The 13,955-nt window shown below is 58.9% G+C and carries 17 protein-coding genes; 9 read left to right on the top strand and 8 right to left on the bottom strand.

Features of this window, described 5'->3' with window-relative positions:
- Window positions 1-4 precede the first annotated feature (4 nt).
- Window positions 5-1,420, bottom strand: a complete 1,416-nt coding sequence (locus tag MOQ06_RS14965; RefSeq protein WP_148422078.1) for a PLP-dependent aminotransferase family protein — start codon at window positions 1,418-1,420, stop codon at window positions 5-7.
- A gap of 176 nt (window positions 1,421-1,596) precedes the next feature.
- On the opposite strand from MOQ06_RS14965, the gene MOQ06_RS14960 reads away from it, so the two are divergent.
- On the top strand, window positions 1,597-1,758 hold the full coding sequence (locus tag MOQ06_RS14960) for a DUF1127 domain-containing protein (protein ID WP_047052556.1): 162 nt from the start codon (window positions 1,597-1,599) through the stop codon (window positions 1,756-1,758).
- A 95-nt stretch (window positions 1,759-1,853) separates the two neighbouring features.
- Here MOQ06_RS14960 and MOQ06_RS14955 read toward each other — a convergent pair whose 3' ends face one another.
- Both MOQ06_RS14955 and MOQ06_RS14950 read right to left on the bottom strand, forming a co-directional pair.
- Complete coding sequence (locus MOQ06_RS14955) at window positions 1,854-2,108, bottom strand: DUF4282 domain-containing protein (protein WP_242173763.1); 255 nt, start codon at window positions 2,106-2,108, stop codon at window positions 1,854-1,856.
- A gap of 81 nt (window positions 2,109-2,189) precedes the next feature.
- Complete coding sequence (locus MOQ06_RS14950) at window positions 2,190-3,578, bottom strand: PLP-dependent aminotransferase family protein (protein WP_242173761.1); 1,389 nt, start codon at window positions 3,576-3,578, stop codon at window positions 2,190-2,192.
- 102 nt (window positions 3,579-3,680) lie between these two features.
- On the opposite strand from MOQ06_RS14950, the gene MOQ06_RS14945 reads away from it, so the two are divergent.
- The 7 genes from MOQ06_RS14945 to MOQ06_RS14915 all read left to right on the top strand — a co-directional run bounded on the left by MOQ06_RS14945 (window position 3,681) and on the right by MOQ06_RS14915 (window position 8,411).
- Window positions 3,681-4,160 (top strand): carboxymuconolactone decarboxylase family protein, encoded by a 480-nt coding sequence (locus MOQ06_RS14945; protein WP_176608798.1) that lies wholly within the window; start codon window positions 3,681-3,683, stop codon window positions 4,158-4,160.
- 132 nt (window positions 4,161-4,292) lie between these two features.
- Window positions 4,293-4,616: an antibiotic biosynthesis monooxygenase gene (locus MOQ06_RS14940; RefSeq protein WP_148422074.1), complete on the top strand. Its 324-nt coding sequence runs from the start codon at window positions 4,293-4,295 to the stop codon at window positions 4,614-4,616.
- Window positions 4,609-5,004: an amino acid-binding protein gene (locus MOQ06_RS14935; protein WP_242173758.1), complete on the top strand. Its 396-nt coding sequence runs from the start codon at window positions 4,609-4,611 to the stop codon at window positions 5,002-5,004. The genes MOQ06_RS14940 and MOQ06_RS14935 overlap by 8 nt, the downstream gene beginning before the upstream one ends.
- The gene (locus MOQ06_RS14930) at window positions 4,979-5,674 is read left to right on the top strand and encodes a winged helix-turn-helix domain-containing protein (RefSeq protein ID WP_242173756.1); all 696 of its coding nucleotides are present in this window, start codon (window positions 4,979-4,981) and stop codon (window positions 5,672-5,674) included. Before MOQ06_RS14935 ends, MOQ06_RS14930 begins: the two co-directional genes overlap by 26 nt.
- A gap of 136 nt (window positions 5,675-5,810) precedes the next feature.
- Window positions 5,811-6,281, top strand: coding sequence for a MarR family transcriptional regulator (locus MOQ06_RS14925; protein WP_148422068.1), 471 nt, complete (start codon window positions 5,811-5,813; stop codon window positions 6,279-6,281).
- Window positions 6,278-7,345 (top strand): HlyD family secretion protein, encoded by a 1,068-nt coding sequence (locus MOQ06_RS14920; protein WP_242174438.1) that lies wholly within the window; start codon window positions 6,278-6,280, stop codon window positions 7,343-7,345. The genes MOQ06_RS14925 and MOQ06_RS14920 overlap by 4 nt, the downstream gene beginning before the upstream one ends.
- The gene (locus MOQ06_RS14915; protein WP_148422064.1) at window positions 7,335-8,411 is read left to right on the top strand and encodes a DUF2955 domain-containing protein; all 1,077 of its coding nucleotides are present in this window, start codon (window positions 7,335-7,337) and stop codon (window positions 8,409-8,411) included. The genes MOQ06_RS14920 and MOQ06_RS14915 overlap by 11 nt, the downstream gene beginning before the upstream one ends.
- On the opposite strand, the gene MOQ06_RS14910 is transcribed toward MOQ06_RS14915, so the two are convergent.
- Genes MOQ06_RS14910 through MOQ06_RS14900 form a run of 3 tightly spaced genes read right to left on the bottom strand, consistent with a single transcriptional unit; the run spans window position 8,408 to window position 11,127 of the window.
- Complete coding sequence (locus tag MOQ06_RS14910; RefSeq protein ID WP_148422062.1) at window positions 8,408-9,679, bottom strand: DUF445 domain-containing protein; 1,272 nt, start codon at window positions 9,677-9,679, stop codon at window positions 8,408-8,410. The genes MOQ06_RS14915 and MOQ06_RS14910 overlap by 4 nt on opposite strands.
- Window positions 9,680-9,682: 3 nt before the next feature.
- Window positions 9,683-10,336, bottom strand: coding sequence for a LysE family translocator (locus tag MOQ06_RS14905; protein WP_242173754.1), 654 nt, complete (start codon window positions 10,334-10,336; stop codon window positions 9,683-9,685).
- Between the two features lie 38 nt (window positions 10,337-10,374).
- The gene (locus tag MOQ06_RS14900) at window positions 10,375-11,127 is read right to left on the bottom strand and encodes an AraC family transcriptional regulator (RefSeq protein WP_242173752.1); all 753 of its coding nucleotides are present in this window, start codon (window positions 11,125-11,127) and stop codon (window positions 10,375-10,377) included.
- A gap of 138 nt (window positions 11,128-11,265) precedes the next feature.
- Here MOQ06_RS14900 and MOQ06_RS14895 point away from each other — a divergent pair, with 138 nt between their 5' ends.
- Entirely contained in the window at window positions 11,266-12,636 is a 1,371-nt protein-coding gene (locus MOQ06_RS14895; protein ID WP_242173750.1) for an NAD-dependent succinate-semialdehyde dehydrogenase, read from the top strand.
- Window positions 12,637-12,683: 47 nt separating this feature from the next.
- On the opposite strand, the gene MOQ06_RS14890 is transcribed toward MOQ06_RS14895, so the two are convergent.
- Window positions 12,684-13,004: a hypothetical protein gene (locus MOQ06_RS14890; protein WP_148422055.1), complete on the bottom strand. Its 321-nt coding sequence runs from the start codon at window positions 13,002-13,004 to the stop codon at window positions 12,684-12,686.
- Window positions 13,004-13,549 (bottom strand): YfaZ family outer membrane protein, encoded by a 546-nt coding sequence (locus tag MOQ06_RS14885; protein ID WP_176608792.1) that lies wholly within the window; start codon window positions 13,547-13,549, stop codon window positions 13,004-13,006. The genes MOQ06_RS14890 and MOQ06_RS14885 overlap by 1 nt, the downstream gene beginning before the upstream one ends.
- Between the last annotated feature and the right edge of the window lie 406 nt (window positions 13,550-13,955).

Raw genomic sequence — 13,955 nt, 5'->3', positions numbered from 1 at the left:
CGCGCTACTCCTCCATCGCAATCACAATCGCTTCCCCCATTTTCCTCAACGCCTCGCGATGCTTTTCCGAAGGCGGTAACGCCACGTTGATGCGCAGGCAGTTGCGGTACTTGCCGGAGGCGGAAAACAGCGACCCGGCCGCCGCCTGGATCTTCAGGCGGCACAGCTGCTTGCTCACGCACACCATATCTACCTTCTCCGGCAGCTCGACCCAAAGCAGGAAGCTTCCCTGAGGCCGCGTGACGCATATCTCTGCCGGAAAATATTGCCGCACCCAGCAGGTATAGGTTTCCATATTTTGCTGATAAATCTGGCGCATACGCCGCACGTGGCGATGGTAATGCCCGTCGCGAATAAAGGCCGCCACCGCCATCTGCGTACCCGGCACGTTGAATCCGCCGGCGGCATACTTCATGTGCATCACCCGGTCGTAATAACGGCCCGGAACAATCCAGCCGACGCGCAGCCCCGGCGCCACGGTCTTGGTAAACGAGCTACACAGGATCACGCGGCCGTCGATATCCATGGAGTGAATGGTGCGCGGACGCGGGTACTCTGCGGCCAGCTCGCCGTAGATATCGTCCTCCACAATCACAATATCGTGCCGCTGGGCGAGCGCCAGCACCTGCTTTTTCCGCGCTTCAGGCATGATAAAGCCGAGCGGGTTGTTGCAGTTGGGCACCAGGATCGCCGCCTTGATCGGCCACTGCTCCAGCGCCAGCTCCAGGGCTTCGATGCTGATGCCGGTTTCAGGATCGGTAGGAATTTCAATCGCCTTGATGTCGAAGCCGCGCAGCATCTGCATGGTGCCGTGAAACGACGGGGACTCGACCGCTACGATATCTCCCGGCTTGCAGATCGACAGCAGGGCGATAGACAGCGCGCCGTGGCAGCCGTTGGTGATCACAATCTCGTTTGCCGCCACGGTAGAGCCGCCGTCCAGCATCAGGCGGGCGATCTGCTCGCGCAGCTCCAGGCGCCCGTCGAGCACGTCATAGCTCAGCATCTCGCCCGGATTGTGCTGCGCAATGCGGCTCATCTCGCGCCAGAGCGGCTTCAGGCTCGGCTGGTTAACGTCCGGCGAGCCGCCGCCGAAGGAGATCATCTCTTTATCGGCGCGGGCGTCCAGCAGCATCATCACCTCATCCCACTGGGTAACGTCCACGGGGCGCTGCACCGGGCGCGTCATCGCCGGTACGGGTGGCTGAGCCTTCCGTGTTGAAACAAAATAGCCGGAACGCGGCCGGGGCGTGATGAGCTGGAGGTTTTCAAGGATGTGATAGGCCTGCTGTATGGTGCTGATACTTACGCCGTGCTCCTGGCTCAGCGCGCGCACCGACGGCAGACGTTCGCCGCTGCGGTACAGCCCTTGCTCGATGCGTTCCGCCAGAAGATTGGCCAGATGTTGGTAGCGCGTCATGCTGTATCCTTTGTTATTACCATACAGTTTAATAAACCAGTACAGATTGCCGTTACAAACGGCAAGCAGATACCGTTTTAGCGGATCTGTATGTTAAACAAAAGGTGTTTTTGAATCTGTATTGCACGGGCTGATTTGCACGATGATAGCCTCACTGGCACAGTGAGGAGAGCATGATGGAATTCTACGAGAATCGTTCAAAACGTCCGTTTATCGCGTTTGTCTGGATAGCGAAAACGCTGCGTAACTGGTATCGCATCAACCGTACCCGCCGCATTCTGAGCCAGATGAGCGACGAGCAGCTCAAGGACGTTGGGTTGTCGCGGCATGATGTATGAGCCGCGTCATCGCCCGGTGGCGCTACGCTTACCGGGCCTACTCGATCCCGTAGGCCGGGTAAGGCGCAGCCGCCACCCGGCATATAACAAGCGGATTATTCGGCAGATTTTATCGACGTGTTTTCAGCAATGCGGCGCAAATATTCGTTGTTCTTGAACGCAACCATAATCAGTTCGAACATCACGCGGCATCCGACCAGGCTGCATATCATACCGATAAAGCCGGTGATGAGATGGTCGCTGAACATGGTATACACACCGCCTGCAAAAATAAGCAGCATGGCGATCCAGTAAAATAAGACCAGCACGCGTGGTGTTAATAAATAATCAAATCCCAAAATTGATTTCATTTTCTTTTCCTTAGAAATGTAAAAAAGCCATCAGATTATATCGATATTTTAAATCGGTGCTAATTGGGCAGATATCTGATTTCAGAGTAATATTTCAAGCGTCTGCCGTTTCGGCCTCTCCAGTAGCTCAACCGCCTCCTGATACGACCGCACGTTGTTATAGCCCATTACCAGCCCGTAGCGCTTCCCGGACCCGCAATACCACTCGGACAGCGCGTTCACCTGCAGCTGGTGTGCCTGCCAGCAGCGCGCTACCTCCCGGTCACGGCTTCCTGTGCTGAGAAACGCCACAATGTGCATCCCGCCGTCGTTTTGTTCGGTGAAGAACAGGTCGCCATACACCTCACGCAGGGCGGCAATCATCCAGTCGCGCCGGGTCTGGTAGAGGGCACGCATCTTCTTAAGATGCCGGAAAAAATGCCCCTCGTTGAGAAACGCGGTGAGGATCTTTTGCGTCAGTACCGGCTGGCCGCTGGTGGTGATTTCCGCGCAGTCGGTAAAAGCGCTAACGGTGCGCGCGGGCATGACCACGTAGCCCATGCGCAGCGACGGCATAATGGTTTTACTGAAGGTGCCCATAAAGATCACCCGGTCATGCCGGTCGAGGCTTTTCAGCGACGGCAGCACCTTGCGGGTGTAGTGAAACTCCCCGTCGTAATCGTCTTCAATAATCCACGCCTCGTTCTGCGAAGCCCAGTCGAGCAGCTGCTGTTTACGCGGCAGGGAGAGCGTTACCGCCAGCGGGCTCTGGTGCGACGGGGTGACGATGGCAAAGCGGGCGTCGCGATGGTGACGGAGCAGGTATTCCGTGTCGATCCCGCTGCGATCGACCGGCACGGTGTGCAGACGCGGCACGATCCGCCTGAGCAGCTGCTGGCCCATAAAATAGCCCGGATCTTCAAATACCACCTTGTCGCTGCGGCTCGCAAGCGTGTCGAGGATCAGGCGCAGGCTGCTGCTGTAGCCGCTGGTGATCAGCACCTGGTCGGCGGTGCAGGAGAGCCCGCGGGAGATATTCAGATAGCGGGCGATCGCCTCGCGCAGCGGATACCAGCCCGACACCGGCGGGTTGAGCATTTCATCCTGACGCATGGCGCGCGTCGCCTGGCCCGCCAGAAGCAGCCATTTTTTGTACGGGAAGCTGTCGAGTGCGGGAATGCCGGGGCGCAGAAAGCCGGCCCGCTCGCGCTGGCTGATAAGCGATGCCGGGAGCGTGCCGGTGGTCTGCTCCGCCGGAGCGGGTGTAGCCGGAAGCAGGAGATCCGGGTTTACCCGCGTGCCGCGGGCGCCCTGGCTTACCAGGTACCCTTCGCCCGTCAGGATGGCATAGGCCGTTTCGACGGTTTTGCGCGCCACCTTCAGCTCCTCAGCCAGCACGCGGATGGCAGGCACCTTATCGCCGGGCTTCAGCACGCCGCGCGTGATGTTGTCGCGATAGCGGGCATAGATGTCGTGATAGCCTGGCTTCATGTCCTACCTCATTTCACGCTTTTTGTATCTTTTTACTATGTCATGAACGGCGTAGATTTGCATCATCGCGCGACATAAACCGCACAATACAGAGGAAAGACAATGAGCACCCGCGTAAACCACCATAAAGCCACACCTGCCCTCGCCAACGCCCTCTCCGCCCTGAGCATGGAGGTGGCGAAAACCTCCATCGACCCGGCGCTGAAGCACCTGATTGACATTCGCGTGTCGCAGCTGAACGGCTGTACCTTCTGCCTGGACATGCACTCGAAAGAGGCAAAAATCGCCGGCGAGCGCGAGCTGCGCCTGTACCATCTGGCGGCCTGGCGCGAATCCCCGCTGTTCAGCGCCCGCGAGAAAGCCGCGCTGGCCTTCACCGAAGCGCTGACCCAGATTGGCGTGCATGGGGTGAGCGACGCGTTGTACCGCAGCGTGGCGGAGCACTTCTCGGACGTGGAGATTTCGGAGCTGAACTTCGCCATCGCAGCGATCAACGCCTGGAACCGTCTGGGCATTACGTCGCGCATGGCGCCCGGCTCGCTGGATGCGGCTTACGGGCTGAACAAGGCTAACCTGGAATAATCACAATAACGCGGCGCTTACCGGGCCTGCCGTAGACCGATAAGCGCCGTGCCACCACATTTCGCTCCCTGCCGAAGCATCGGCCATTCTGTTCCCGCATGCTCTTCGTAACCTCACAACGGAGAGACAACCATGATCGCAGTCCTTTTCGAAGCCAAAGCCAACCCCGTCCATCAGGCGCGTTACCTGCAGCTGGCCGCTGAGCTCAAGCCGCTGCTGGCGGGTATCGACGGGTTTATCGATATCGAACGTTTCCAGAGCCTGACCACCGACGGCAAAATCCTCTCGCTCTCCTGGTGGCGTGATGAAGCGGCTGTCCGCAGCTGGAAGCAGAATGTTTTTCATCAGGCCGCACAGGCCGAAGGGCGGGAGTCGATTTTTGCGTACTACCGTATTCGGGTGGCGCAGGTCACGCGGGAGTACGCCTCCGAAACCGGAGGGCACGCGGATGTATGACGTTCATGTCGTGTTTAACGCTGTTCCCGGCGAGCTGGCGCGTTTTGGGCAACTTCTGGGGCGCAACGGCGTGGGGCTGGAAGGCGGCGGCGTATTCGGCACCGATGCTCATTTTCTGGTGGAGGATGGTGAAAAAGCCCGCCGCGTGCTGGCTGAGGGTGGGTTTACCGTGCTGGCCGTACGTAAACCGGTAATCAGAAAACTCAAGCAGGAGCGACCCGGCGAGCTGGGCGAGCTGGCGGCCGCGCTGGCCGCACGGGGCGTGTCTGTGCTTACCCAGTACAGCGACCATGCGAATCACCTTATTCTGCTGACGGATGATGATAAGCTGGCCGCAGAGATCACCGAACCCTGGGCAACGAATGTTAAAGACGAGCTTATCTCCTGACGGCAGCGCGGCGCTGGAGCGGGCCATTGCCGCGGTGGCGGCAGCCATGGCCGATCCGTCGCGCGTGAAGATGCTCTGCGCGCTGATGGACGGACGGGCCTGGACCGCCACGGAGCTGAGCGCTGCCGCCGACGTGGCGCCGTCGACCGCCAGCGGGCACCTCGCCCGGCTGGTGGAAGGGAGGCTGATTACCTGCCTGTCGCAGGGGCGGCATCGCTATTATCGTCTGGCGGGGCACGACGTGGCGGCGCTGGTCGAGCAGATGATGGGGCTCTCCTGGAGCCGCATTACGCCGCCGGAAACCTCCGCGCCAAAAGCCCTGCGTGAAGCCAGGACCTGCTACGACCATCTTGCCGGAGCGGTGGCGGTGCAGATCTATGAGTTCATGCAGGCGGAAGGCTGGCTTGAGGCGGACGGCTCCGCGCTGACGCTGTATGGCCGGGAGCAGTTCCTGAAGCTCGGCGTTCCGTTAAGCGCGCATCCGCGCCGGAAAGCCTGCTGCGCCTGCCTGGACTGGAGCGAGCGGCGGTTTCATCTGGGCGGAGAGGCGGGGGCGGCACTGCTCATGCATCTGGAAAGCAAGGGCTGGATCCAGCGGGTGGCGGGATACAGGGAGGTAGTGGTTACGGGCGCAGGGAAGGCGGCCGTCAGGAAGTACTTTAGCCGCTAAACGCCATTGCGGCCCGATCCCCTCACCCACAGGAGAGGCAGCCAGCCTTTCGCAATTCCTGCGCTTTAGATTCTCGTTTCTTGATACTTACCCTGATAACTATTATCGTGGTGGGGTAATACGAGAGGGACTCCCCATGAGTGAAGACGATCTGTTTAGCCGCAGGCCGATGGGCATGCGGATGGCGATGATCGTGCGCCAGTGGCGCGCGGTGATCGACGACGCCATTCTCGACACCGGGTTAACCCAGTCGAGCTGGACGGTAATGATGCAGCTTCATCAGCTTGGGGATAACGTCTCGGTCAGCGAGCTGGCGGAGGTGCAGGGTATTGAACTGCCCCCGCTGATGCGCACGCTGACGCAGCTGGAAAAGCAGGGCTACCTGCTGCGCACCGTCTCGCCATACGACAGGCGCATCCGGCTACTGACGCTGACGCCCGAAGGAAAGGCCATTCTTCAACGGCTTACTCGGGTGATCGAGACGCTTCAGGCGCGCGTATCGCAAAACATCGCGCCGGAACATATCGATATTTTCAGCGCCACGTTAAATCAAATCGCCTGCAATTTGCGGACAATCCGCGAAGAAGATAACAAGACCGAAAAATAATGACTCCTGAACAAAAGTTTGCCCGCTGGGTAAGGGTGAGTATTGCCTCTTTCCTGCTGATGTTTGTCTACTTTATCGTCGCGGATATCTGGATCCCGCTGACGCCGGACTCTACCGTGATGCGCGTGGTGACGCCGGTGTCGGCGCGCGTCTCCGGCTATGTGGCGGCGGTCCATGTCCATAACAACAGCCAGGTGAAGAGAGGCGATCTGCTGTTTGAGCTCGACGACACGCCGTTTCGCAACAGGGTCGACGCGGCGCGCATCGCGCTGGAGCAGGCCCGCCTGTCTAACGAGCAGCTGGACGCGCAGATTGCCGCCGCGCAGGCCAGCCTGAAAACCGCCGTGCTGACGGCGCGTAACGATAAGGTGACCTTCGACCGCTACCGGAAGCTGAGCACGATGCAGAACGTTTCGCAGGCGGATCTGGACAAAGTCCGCACCGCCTGGCAGAGCAGCGAGCAGTCCGTCAGCGCGATTCAGGCCAACATCCATAACCTGCGCATTCAGCGCGGGGAGCGGGATGAGCACCGCAACGTGACGCTGCAAAAATACCGCAACGCGCTGGAGGAGGCGGAGCTGAATCTGGGCTGGACGAAGGTCTACGCCGGGGCGGACGGTACGGTCAGTAACCTGCAGTTAAGCCCCGGCTTTTACGCCTCGTCCGGCTCGGCCGCGCTGGCGCTGGTGAACACGCAGACGGATATCGTGGCCGATTTCCGCGAGAAGAGCCTGCGCCATACCCACCAGGGCACCGATGCCGCCGTGGTGTTTGACGCCTTCCCGGGGCAGGTGTTCCGCGCCCACGTCACCAGCAGCGACGCGGGGATCCTCGCCGGACAGGAGGCCGTTAACGGCCAGCTGTCACAGCCGGAAACCTCCAACCGCTGGGTGCGTGACGCTCAGCGTATGCGCATTCACGTGGCGCTGGACGAGGCCATACCGAAGCCGCTGCCGACCGGCGCGCGCGCCACCGTTCAGCTCTACAACAGCGAAGGGCCGTTTGCGCGCTTCTTCTCCGGGATGCAAATTCATCTGGTGAGCCTGCTTCACTATGTCTATTAGCACTCTGGCGCGGGTCTTTACCCCGCACGGCAACATCGTCTATACGGCAAACGACTTTCGCCAGACCCTGCGCATCGTCTTTGCCGGGATGATTGCGCTCAGCGTGTCGAGCTTCTACAACACCAGCTACGGCGTGTTTTTTGTGGTTTATCCGATCATGCTGCTGTCGCTGGTGCCGGTGTTTAACCGCCACGTAGCGAAGCAGTTTGTGTTCAGCGCTTCGCTAAACTGCGTGGAGATGGTGCTTATCATCGGCTATCTGTCGCAGTGGCCGGTCATCATGACGCTGGTGGTATTTGCCCTGTACGTGATGCGGTTTCGCTTTATGAGCAAGGGGCCGCTGTTTCTGTTCGGTTCGATGGGCGTGGTGTGCCAGAGCGTGATGCTCAACTTTATGAGCTATCCCACGACCAGCTGGCACACGCTTTTATTCTCCAACATTGAAGCGAGCGTGATGGCGGTGTGCCTGAGCGCGCTGATGAATTACCTGCTGCCGGACGTGGAGCCGCGCAAGCCGCCGCCGCTGATCGAGAAAAACGACGCCCGCGTGCGCCACGAGTCGCTGCTCTCCGGCACCGTGGCGACGCTGATTTTCGTGGTGTTTCAGATTAGCGATTTAAGCGATTCCCTGTCGGCGCTGATGGCGGGCATTCTGATCCTGTTCCCGATGCACTATCGCGGCTCGGTTATCAGCTCCATCTGGCGCGTGGTCGGCGTGGTGCTGGGGTGTCTTTATATCCTTGTCGTCCAGCTTATTCTGTACGATCACAGCAGCCACATGCTGCTGATGATGCCGCTGATTGGCCTTGGGCTGGCCTTTGGCGCGCGTCTGCACGTGATGGAGAAGGTGGGTGCCGGTGTGGGCTTCGCCAGTATTACCACCATCGGCATTATGTTCGGGCAGAATATGCACCCGGACAGCGACCTGGTGTTCAGCGATCTGTACCGCATCACCTCCGTCACCTTCGCGCTGGTGGTCACGCTGACGATGGTCTTTCTGGTGCACCTGATCCTCAACCGCTTTGAGGCGACGCGCTACGTTATCGCGCCGCCAAAAGCGGATTAATGCCCCAGCACGGCGGGCAGCTGCGAGAGCAGAAACAGGATCAGACCGATCGTCCCGCCCACCAGGGTGCCGTTAACGCGAATGAACTGAAGATCTTTACCGATGTTGAGCTCAATCTGACGCGACATGTCTTTGGCGTCCCAGCTTTTCACCGTGTCGCTGATATGTCGCGTCAGGAACGCGGCGAAATCCGGCGCCACGCGGTGCGCGGCCTGCTCCAGATGTTCGTTCAGGGACGCGCGCAGGCTGGCGTCGTTGGTCAGCGTTTCGCCAAACCATAGCCCGGCGCTGGCGATGCGCTGCTTCACGCGGGAGTCGTCGCTCTGCATGTCATTTTTCAGCCACTGGCGCAGGTCGGCCCACATCTCCCCCAGATAGCGGTTAAAGGCCTCGTCATTTTTCAGGTAGTGCTTAATGTTTTCGGCTTTTGCCGTCATCTCCGGATCGTTTTTCAGATTGTCGATGAGCCTGATGGTGGCGCGGTCGAACGCCTGACGGATCTGGTGCGTGCGATCGTGGCTGATGTCGTCCAGCAGGGTATTTACCGCGTTTGACACCATCTCGGCGCTCTGGTCGCCCAGCCACTCGGTGGGCAGCACCATCGCCTTGCGCGGATGCTCGGTCTTAAGCCAGTGGACGATCTGGTCGGAAATAAATTCCCGCGTGCTTTCCCGCTGGATCAGGGTAATCAGCCGGTTAATGATGGCGTCCAGCAGCACCTGATGGCGGTTGTTTTTGGTCATGCTCTCCAGCATGACGGCGCTGGTCTCGGTTAAATCGACCTTGTCGATAGCCTTATGCACCGCGCGCTTGAGCAGGCGCTGAATGCGACCGTCGTCGGTCAGTTCCAGAAAACCGCTCATCACCTGCACCAGATGCTGCCCCACGCGCCGGGCGTTATCGGGCTGGCTGAACCAGGTGCCAATCATCTGCGCGGGCTCATAGCGACGGATAAGGGCAACAAGGGACTGCGTGTCGAGAAACTTCTCCTGCACGAACTGGCCGAGGTTATCGCCGATACGGTCCTTATTGCGCGGAATAATCGCCGTATGGCGGGAGATAAACGGAATGGGCACCCGGCGAAACAGCGCGACAACCGCGAACCAGTCCGCCAGCGCGCCGACCATCGCCGCCTCGGCAATGGCCTTCACGCCGCGCACCCAGAAGGTTTGCGGCAGGAAGAGGGTGGTGATAAACGCCGCGACGGCAATCAGCAGCAGCGACAGCGCCAGCAGCTTGGCGCGTTTGAGTTCAGCTATTTTTTCCATGGGTTAAGGATAGAGGGAGACGGGGGGAAAGTGCAAAAACCGCCACAGCACCCACCCGCCAAACGCCATCAGCACTACCCCTGCCGTGCGCTCAATCAGCCACAGCGAGCGGCTGAGCTTCTGCTGCACCGCGGGTAGCCCCATCAGCGACACCAGCGCCAGATCCCACGCCAGCACCACCATCACCATCCAGACGCCGCAGGTCGACTGCTGAAGCAGCGTGACGTTCGGCCCCAACAGCGCCGTCATCAGCGCCAGATAGAACAGGGCGTTCTTTGGATTTAACAGCGCCGAGCCGAGCCCCAGCAGGATCTGCTTGCGCAGCGAGGGAAAGCGCTGATGGGTTTCATTCAGCGCCAGCGCTTGCGGGCGGCTGCGTACCAGGTGCGAGCCGATCCACAGCAGGTACAGCGCCCCGCAAAGCTCGATAAGGGTAAACAGCCACGTAAACTGGCGCAGCGCGCTCCAGCCGATAATCACCAGCAGGATATACAACCCGTTTCCCGCGGCGATGCCGAAGCACAGTCCAGCGCTGCCGCGCAGCCGGTAGCGCGCCGCGTAGCCCACCAGCAGGAAAAAATCGGGACCCGGGCTTAGCAGGGCAACAAAATGCGCCAGCGCCAGGGCGAGAAAAGCGGAAGGGAAGAACGTTTCCATAGTGACCTCGTCGCATTAACTGAGGCCACCTTACGATGTTACTTATCCTGATTATTGTCTGATATTGATCGGCCCGTGGCGTACTGGCGCGGCGTGGCGGCGGTATAGCTGACGAAGGTCTTGTGGAAATGGCTCTGGTCGGCAAAGCCGCTCTGATAGCCAACGTCGGCGATATCGTCCCCGGCGCGCAGCCGCGCTTTGGCGTACTCCACGCGGGAAATGTTGAGAAAGCTGCCCGGCGTCAGGCCGGTGTCCTGCCTGAAGGTGCGGATCAGCGTCTCCTTGCGGAGCGAGAAGCGTTGGGCAAGGTCATCAAGCGAGGGCGGTGCGGCAAGGTCGGAAAGCAAAGCCTGCTGAACGTGCTGGCTGGTTGAACGTAGCTCACCCGTGCGGCTGGCGCAGCGCGGAAGGGCAGAAATCAGCGCGTTCAGGGAATTAGCCGACATGTTCTCAACAACATTCAGGTAAAGCGCAAATAGCGTGCGGTCGCGAATGACCTGTTCTGCCAGCGGAAAGTCCGTGTCGATATAGAGCATATGGTAGCTGCGCGGTTGCCCGGCGACGGGATTGCAGCTGTGCGGCGCATAGGCCGGGATCGCAATGAGGTCCCCGGGATGAAGGATGTACTCTCTGTCATGACACACGCAGCAGGTCTGGCCTTCCACTATCGCGCCAATTGAGAGCTGGGGGTGACAATGACGTTTATACGCCACGGTGCTGTGCCACGTGCTGCGCAGCTCAAGGCCCGGGATGCGGTTAAAGTTCTGGCGGACGTGTCGGGTATGGGTCATAGGCGCTCCTGTCGGGTATGTTTTTTATACCATGCCCGTGCCCCACTAAGAACCCTCCGTATATACCCAACTTTACCTCCATCGCCAGTCATTTTGACTACGCTTAAAACCCTAAGCGGTAAAACAAGGAGATTCGATATGGCTTACCAGACAGTAAATCCTGCCACTAACCAGCTCGTCAAAGAATATCCCTCCCACACTGATGCAGACGTTGAGGCGGCACTGAAGGCAGCCGATGCGCTCTATCACTCCGACTGGGCGAAGGGCGATATAAGCCAGCGTTTGCCGGTGCTGCATAAGCTGGCCGATCTGATTGACGAGCGCGCGGAGGATCTGGCGAAGATTGCCAGCCAGGAGATGGGTAAGCTCATCGAACAAAGCCGTGGCGAAGTGAAGCTGTGCGCGCAAATCGCCCGCTATTACGCCGACAATGCGAAGCAGTTCCTTGCCCCGGTGAAGTATCAGTCCGAACTCGGGGAAGCGTGGGTTGAGCATCACCCCATCGGTGTGGTGATGGCCGTCGAGCCGTGGAACTTCCCGTATTACCAGCTGATGCGCGTTCTGGCGCCAAACCTGGCGGCGGGTAACCCGGTTCTGGCCAAGCACGCCAGCATCGTACCGCACTGTGCCGAGACCTTTGCGCAGCTGGTGCGTGAAGCGGGCGCGCCGGAAGGGGCGTGGACCAACCTGTTTATCTCGTCTGAGCAGGTAGCGAACATTATCGCCGACGATCGCGTACAGGGGGCGGCGCTCACGGGTTCCGAAAAAGCAGGGAGCGTGGTGGCAGCGCAGGCGGCGAAGCACATTAAAAAATCGACCCTCGAACTGGGCGGTAACGACGTGTTCGTGGTGCTGGACGATGCCGACCTGGAGAAAGCCGTCAAGACAGGCGTTAGCGCGCGGCTCAACAATGCCGGACAGGTCTGTACCGCGGCGAAGCGCTTTATCCTGCACGAAAACATTGCCGACGCGTTCCTGAGCAAATTCACCGAGGCGTTTAAGCAGGTGAAGATTGGCGATCCGCTGGATGAAAGCACCACGCTGGGGCCGCTATCGTCTAAAGACGCGCTTGAAACGCTGACCAAACAGGTCGACGAAGCGTTGAAAAACGGGGCGACGCTGCACTACGGCGGCAGGCCGGTACAGCGCGACGGGAGCTTCTTCGAACCAACGATCCTGACCCACATCTCGCGCGACAACCCGGCGTATTTCGAAGAGTTCTTCGGCCCGGTGGCGCAGATCTATGTGGTGAAAAATGACGACGAGGCGGTCGCCCTGGCGAACGACTCCCACTACGGTCTGGGCGGGGCGGTATTCAGCCAGGACATCGAGCGGGCGAAGAAGATGGCGTCGCGCATTGAGACGGGGATGGTCTACATCAACTGGCTCACCGACACCGCGCCCGAGCTGCCGTTCGGCGGCGTGAAGCGTTCCGGCTACGGACGCGAGCTGTCGGATCTGGGGATCAAAGAGTTTGTGAACCAGAAGCTGGTGGTGGTGCGCAAGTAACGCGGTAATAAAAAAACCTGCCATCCGGCAGGTTTTTTTCAGGAAATTTATTGCACTTCAATCTTGTCCCAGCCGCTTTTGAACATGCAGCTGTCAACGAGCGTATCCCGGCGATATTCATTCGCGTCTTCCACCGTGTAGCTCGTTGAAACATCCTTTTTCTTATGCTTCTTGTCCGTTTTTTCCGAGCTTGAACCGGTCACGACGTTATCCGGGGGCAGATCGATAAGCGCCTGCGCTTCGCATTCCGTGAGCTTCTTATTCATCTCAGCATCACTGACGCCTGGCTTAACCCATTTGTACTGGACACAACCGGCAAGCATGACCGTGATGCTTAAAACACAAAGCGCGGCTATGCGGGGTTTCATCAGAAACTCACTCCACCGCCCACGTAGGCGCCGTCGATCAGCGTGTGGTTTGGACGGCCGTCTTTACCGTCAACGCTCACGTGGCGGTAGCCCACCTTCAGCGTTACCGGTTTGATCGGAGTCCAGCTAACGCCGCCGTTGGCTTCAACGTAGTTCTTCACGCTGTTGTTCAGACCGTCCGGCGCAACGTAACCTTCACCAAACACGCGGATGCTGTCGGTCAGAGCAACGTTCACGCCGCCGCCGACTGGGAACGCCACGCCGTTATCGCCTTTTTTCGGGCCGATGTAGATAGCCTTCGCGCCAGCGTTCAGCATCACCGGGCCGACTTCGACGTTGTAGCCTGCGCCCACGCCGCCGGTCTGGGTGCCGTCATCGGTGTTTTTCAGCCAGTTGCCTTCGGTGTACAGACCGGAGGTGGATTTACCCATTTCCACGTTCAGGTTGGTGAAGTTTTTACCCTGCTCGATGCTGCCGCCCATGGCCAGCGCGGAGCCCGATACGGCGGTCAGTGCGGAAAGGATCAGAACGTTAAGTTTTTTCATGAGTATGCCCTCGTCATCAAATTAATCTGAGGGCACCTTAACAAGCGATGTTTATGACTGCAAATGTGATGCATATCGCGGTTTTATGCTGATTATGTATGTTTATTGAATCTTAAATGTTGCATGAATGTTTGTTTGGCCTCTCGTCAATGCGCAATAAATTCGCGTTTAGGTACAGTTTATATTTCTGGCTAAACGGTGAATGAACGAGGCGCAAATAGTCATTCAGGGTGAATTAATTGGGTTTCTAATAATTTCCAAAAGTATTTCAACTGTCACAGATAAAGACAGAGGTTTACATTTCTGGTGATTGATATACACCCTTTCGGGCGGATCCGTGCGCCCGCCATGTCATTTTTCTGACACGTTTCTTCATTACGTTGTTGGCTTCACTTTATGGATGCTA

This window comes from Enterobacter sp. I4 (assembly GCF_022669095.1).
Classification (GTDB): Bacteria; Pseudomonadota; Gammaproteobacteria; order Enterobacterales; family Enterobacteriaceae; genus Enterobacter; species Enterobacter pasteurii.
The sequence above is the reverse complement of the archived record's forward strand: the minus strand, read 5'-3'. Positions and strand labels throughout refer to the sequence as shown.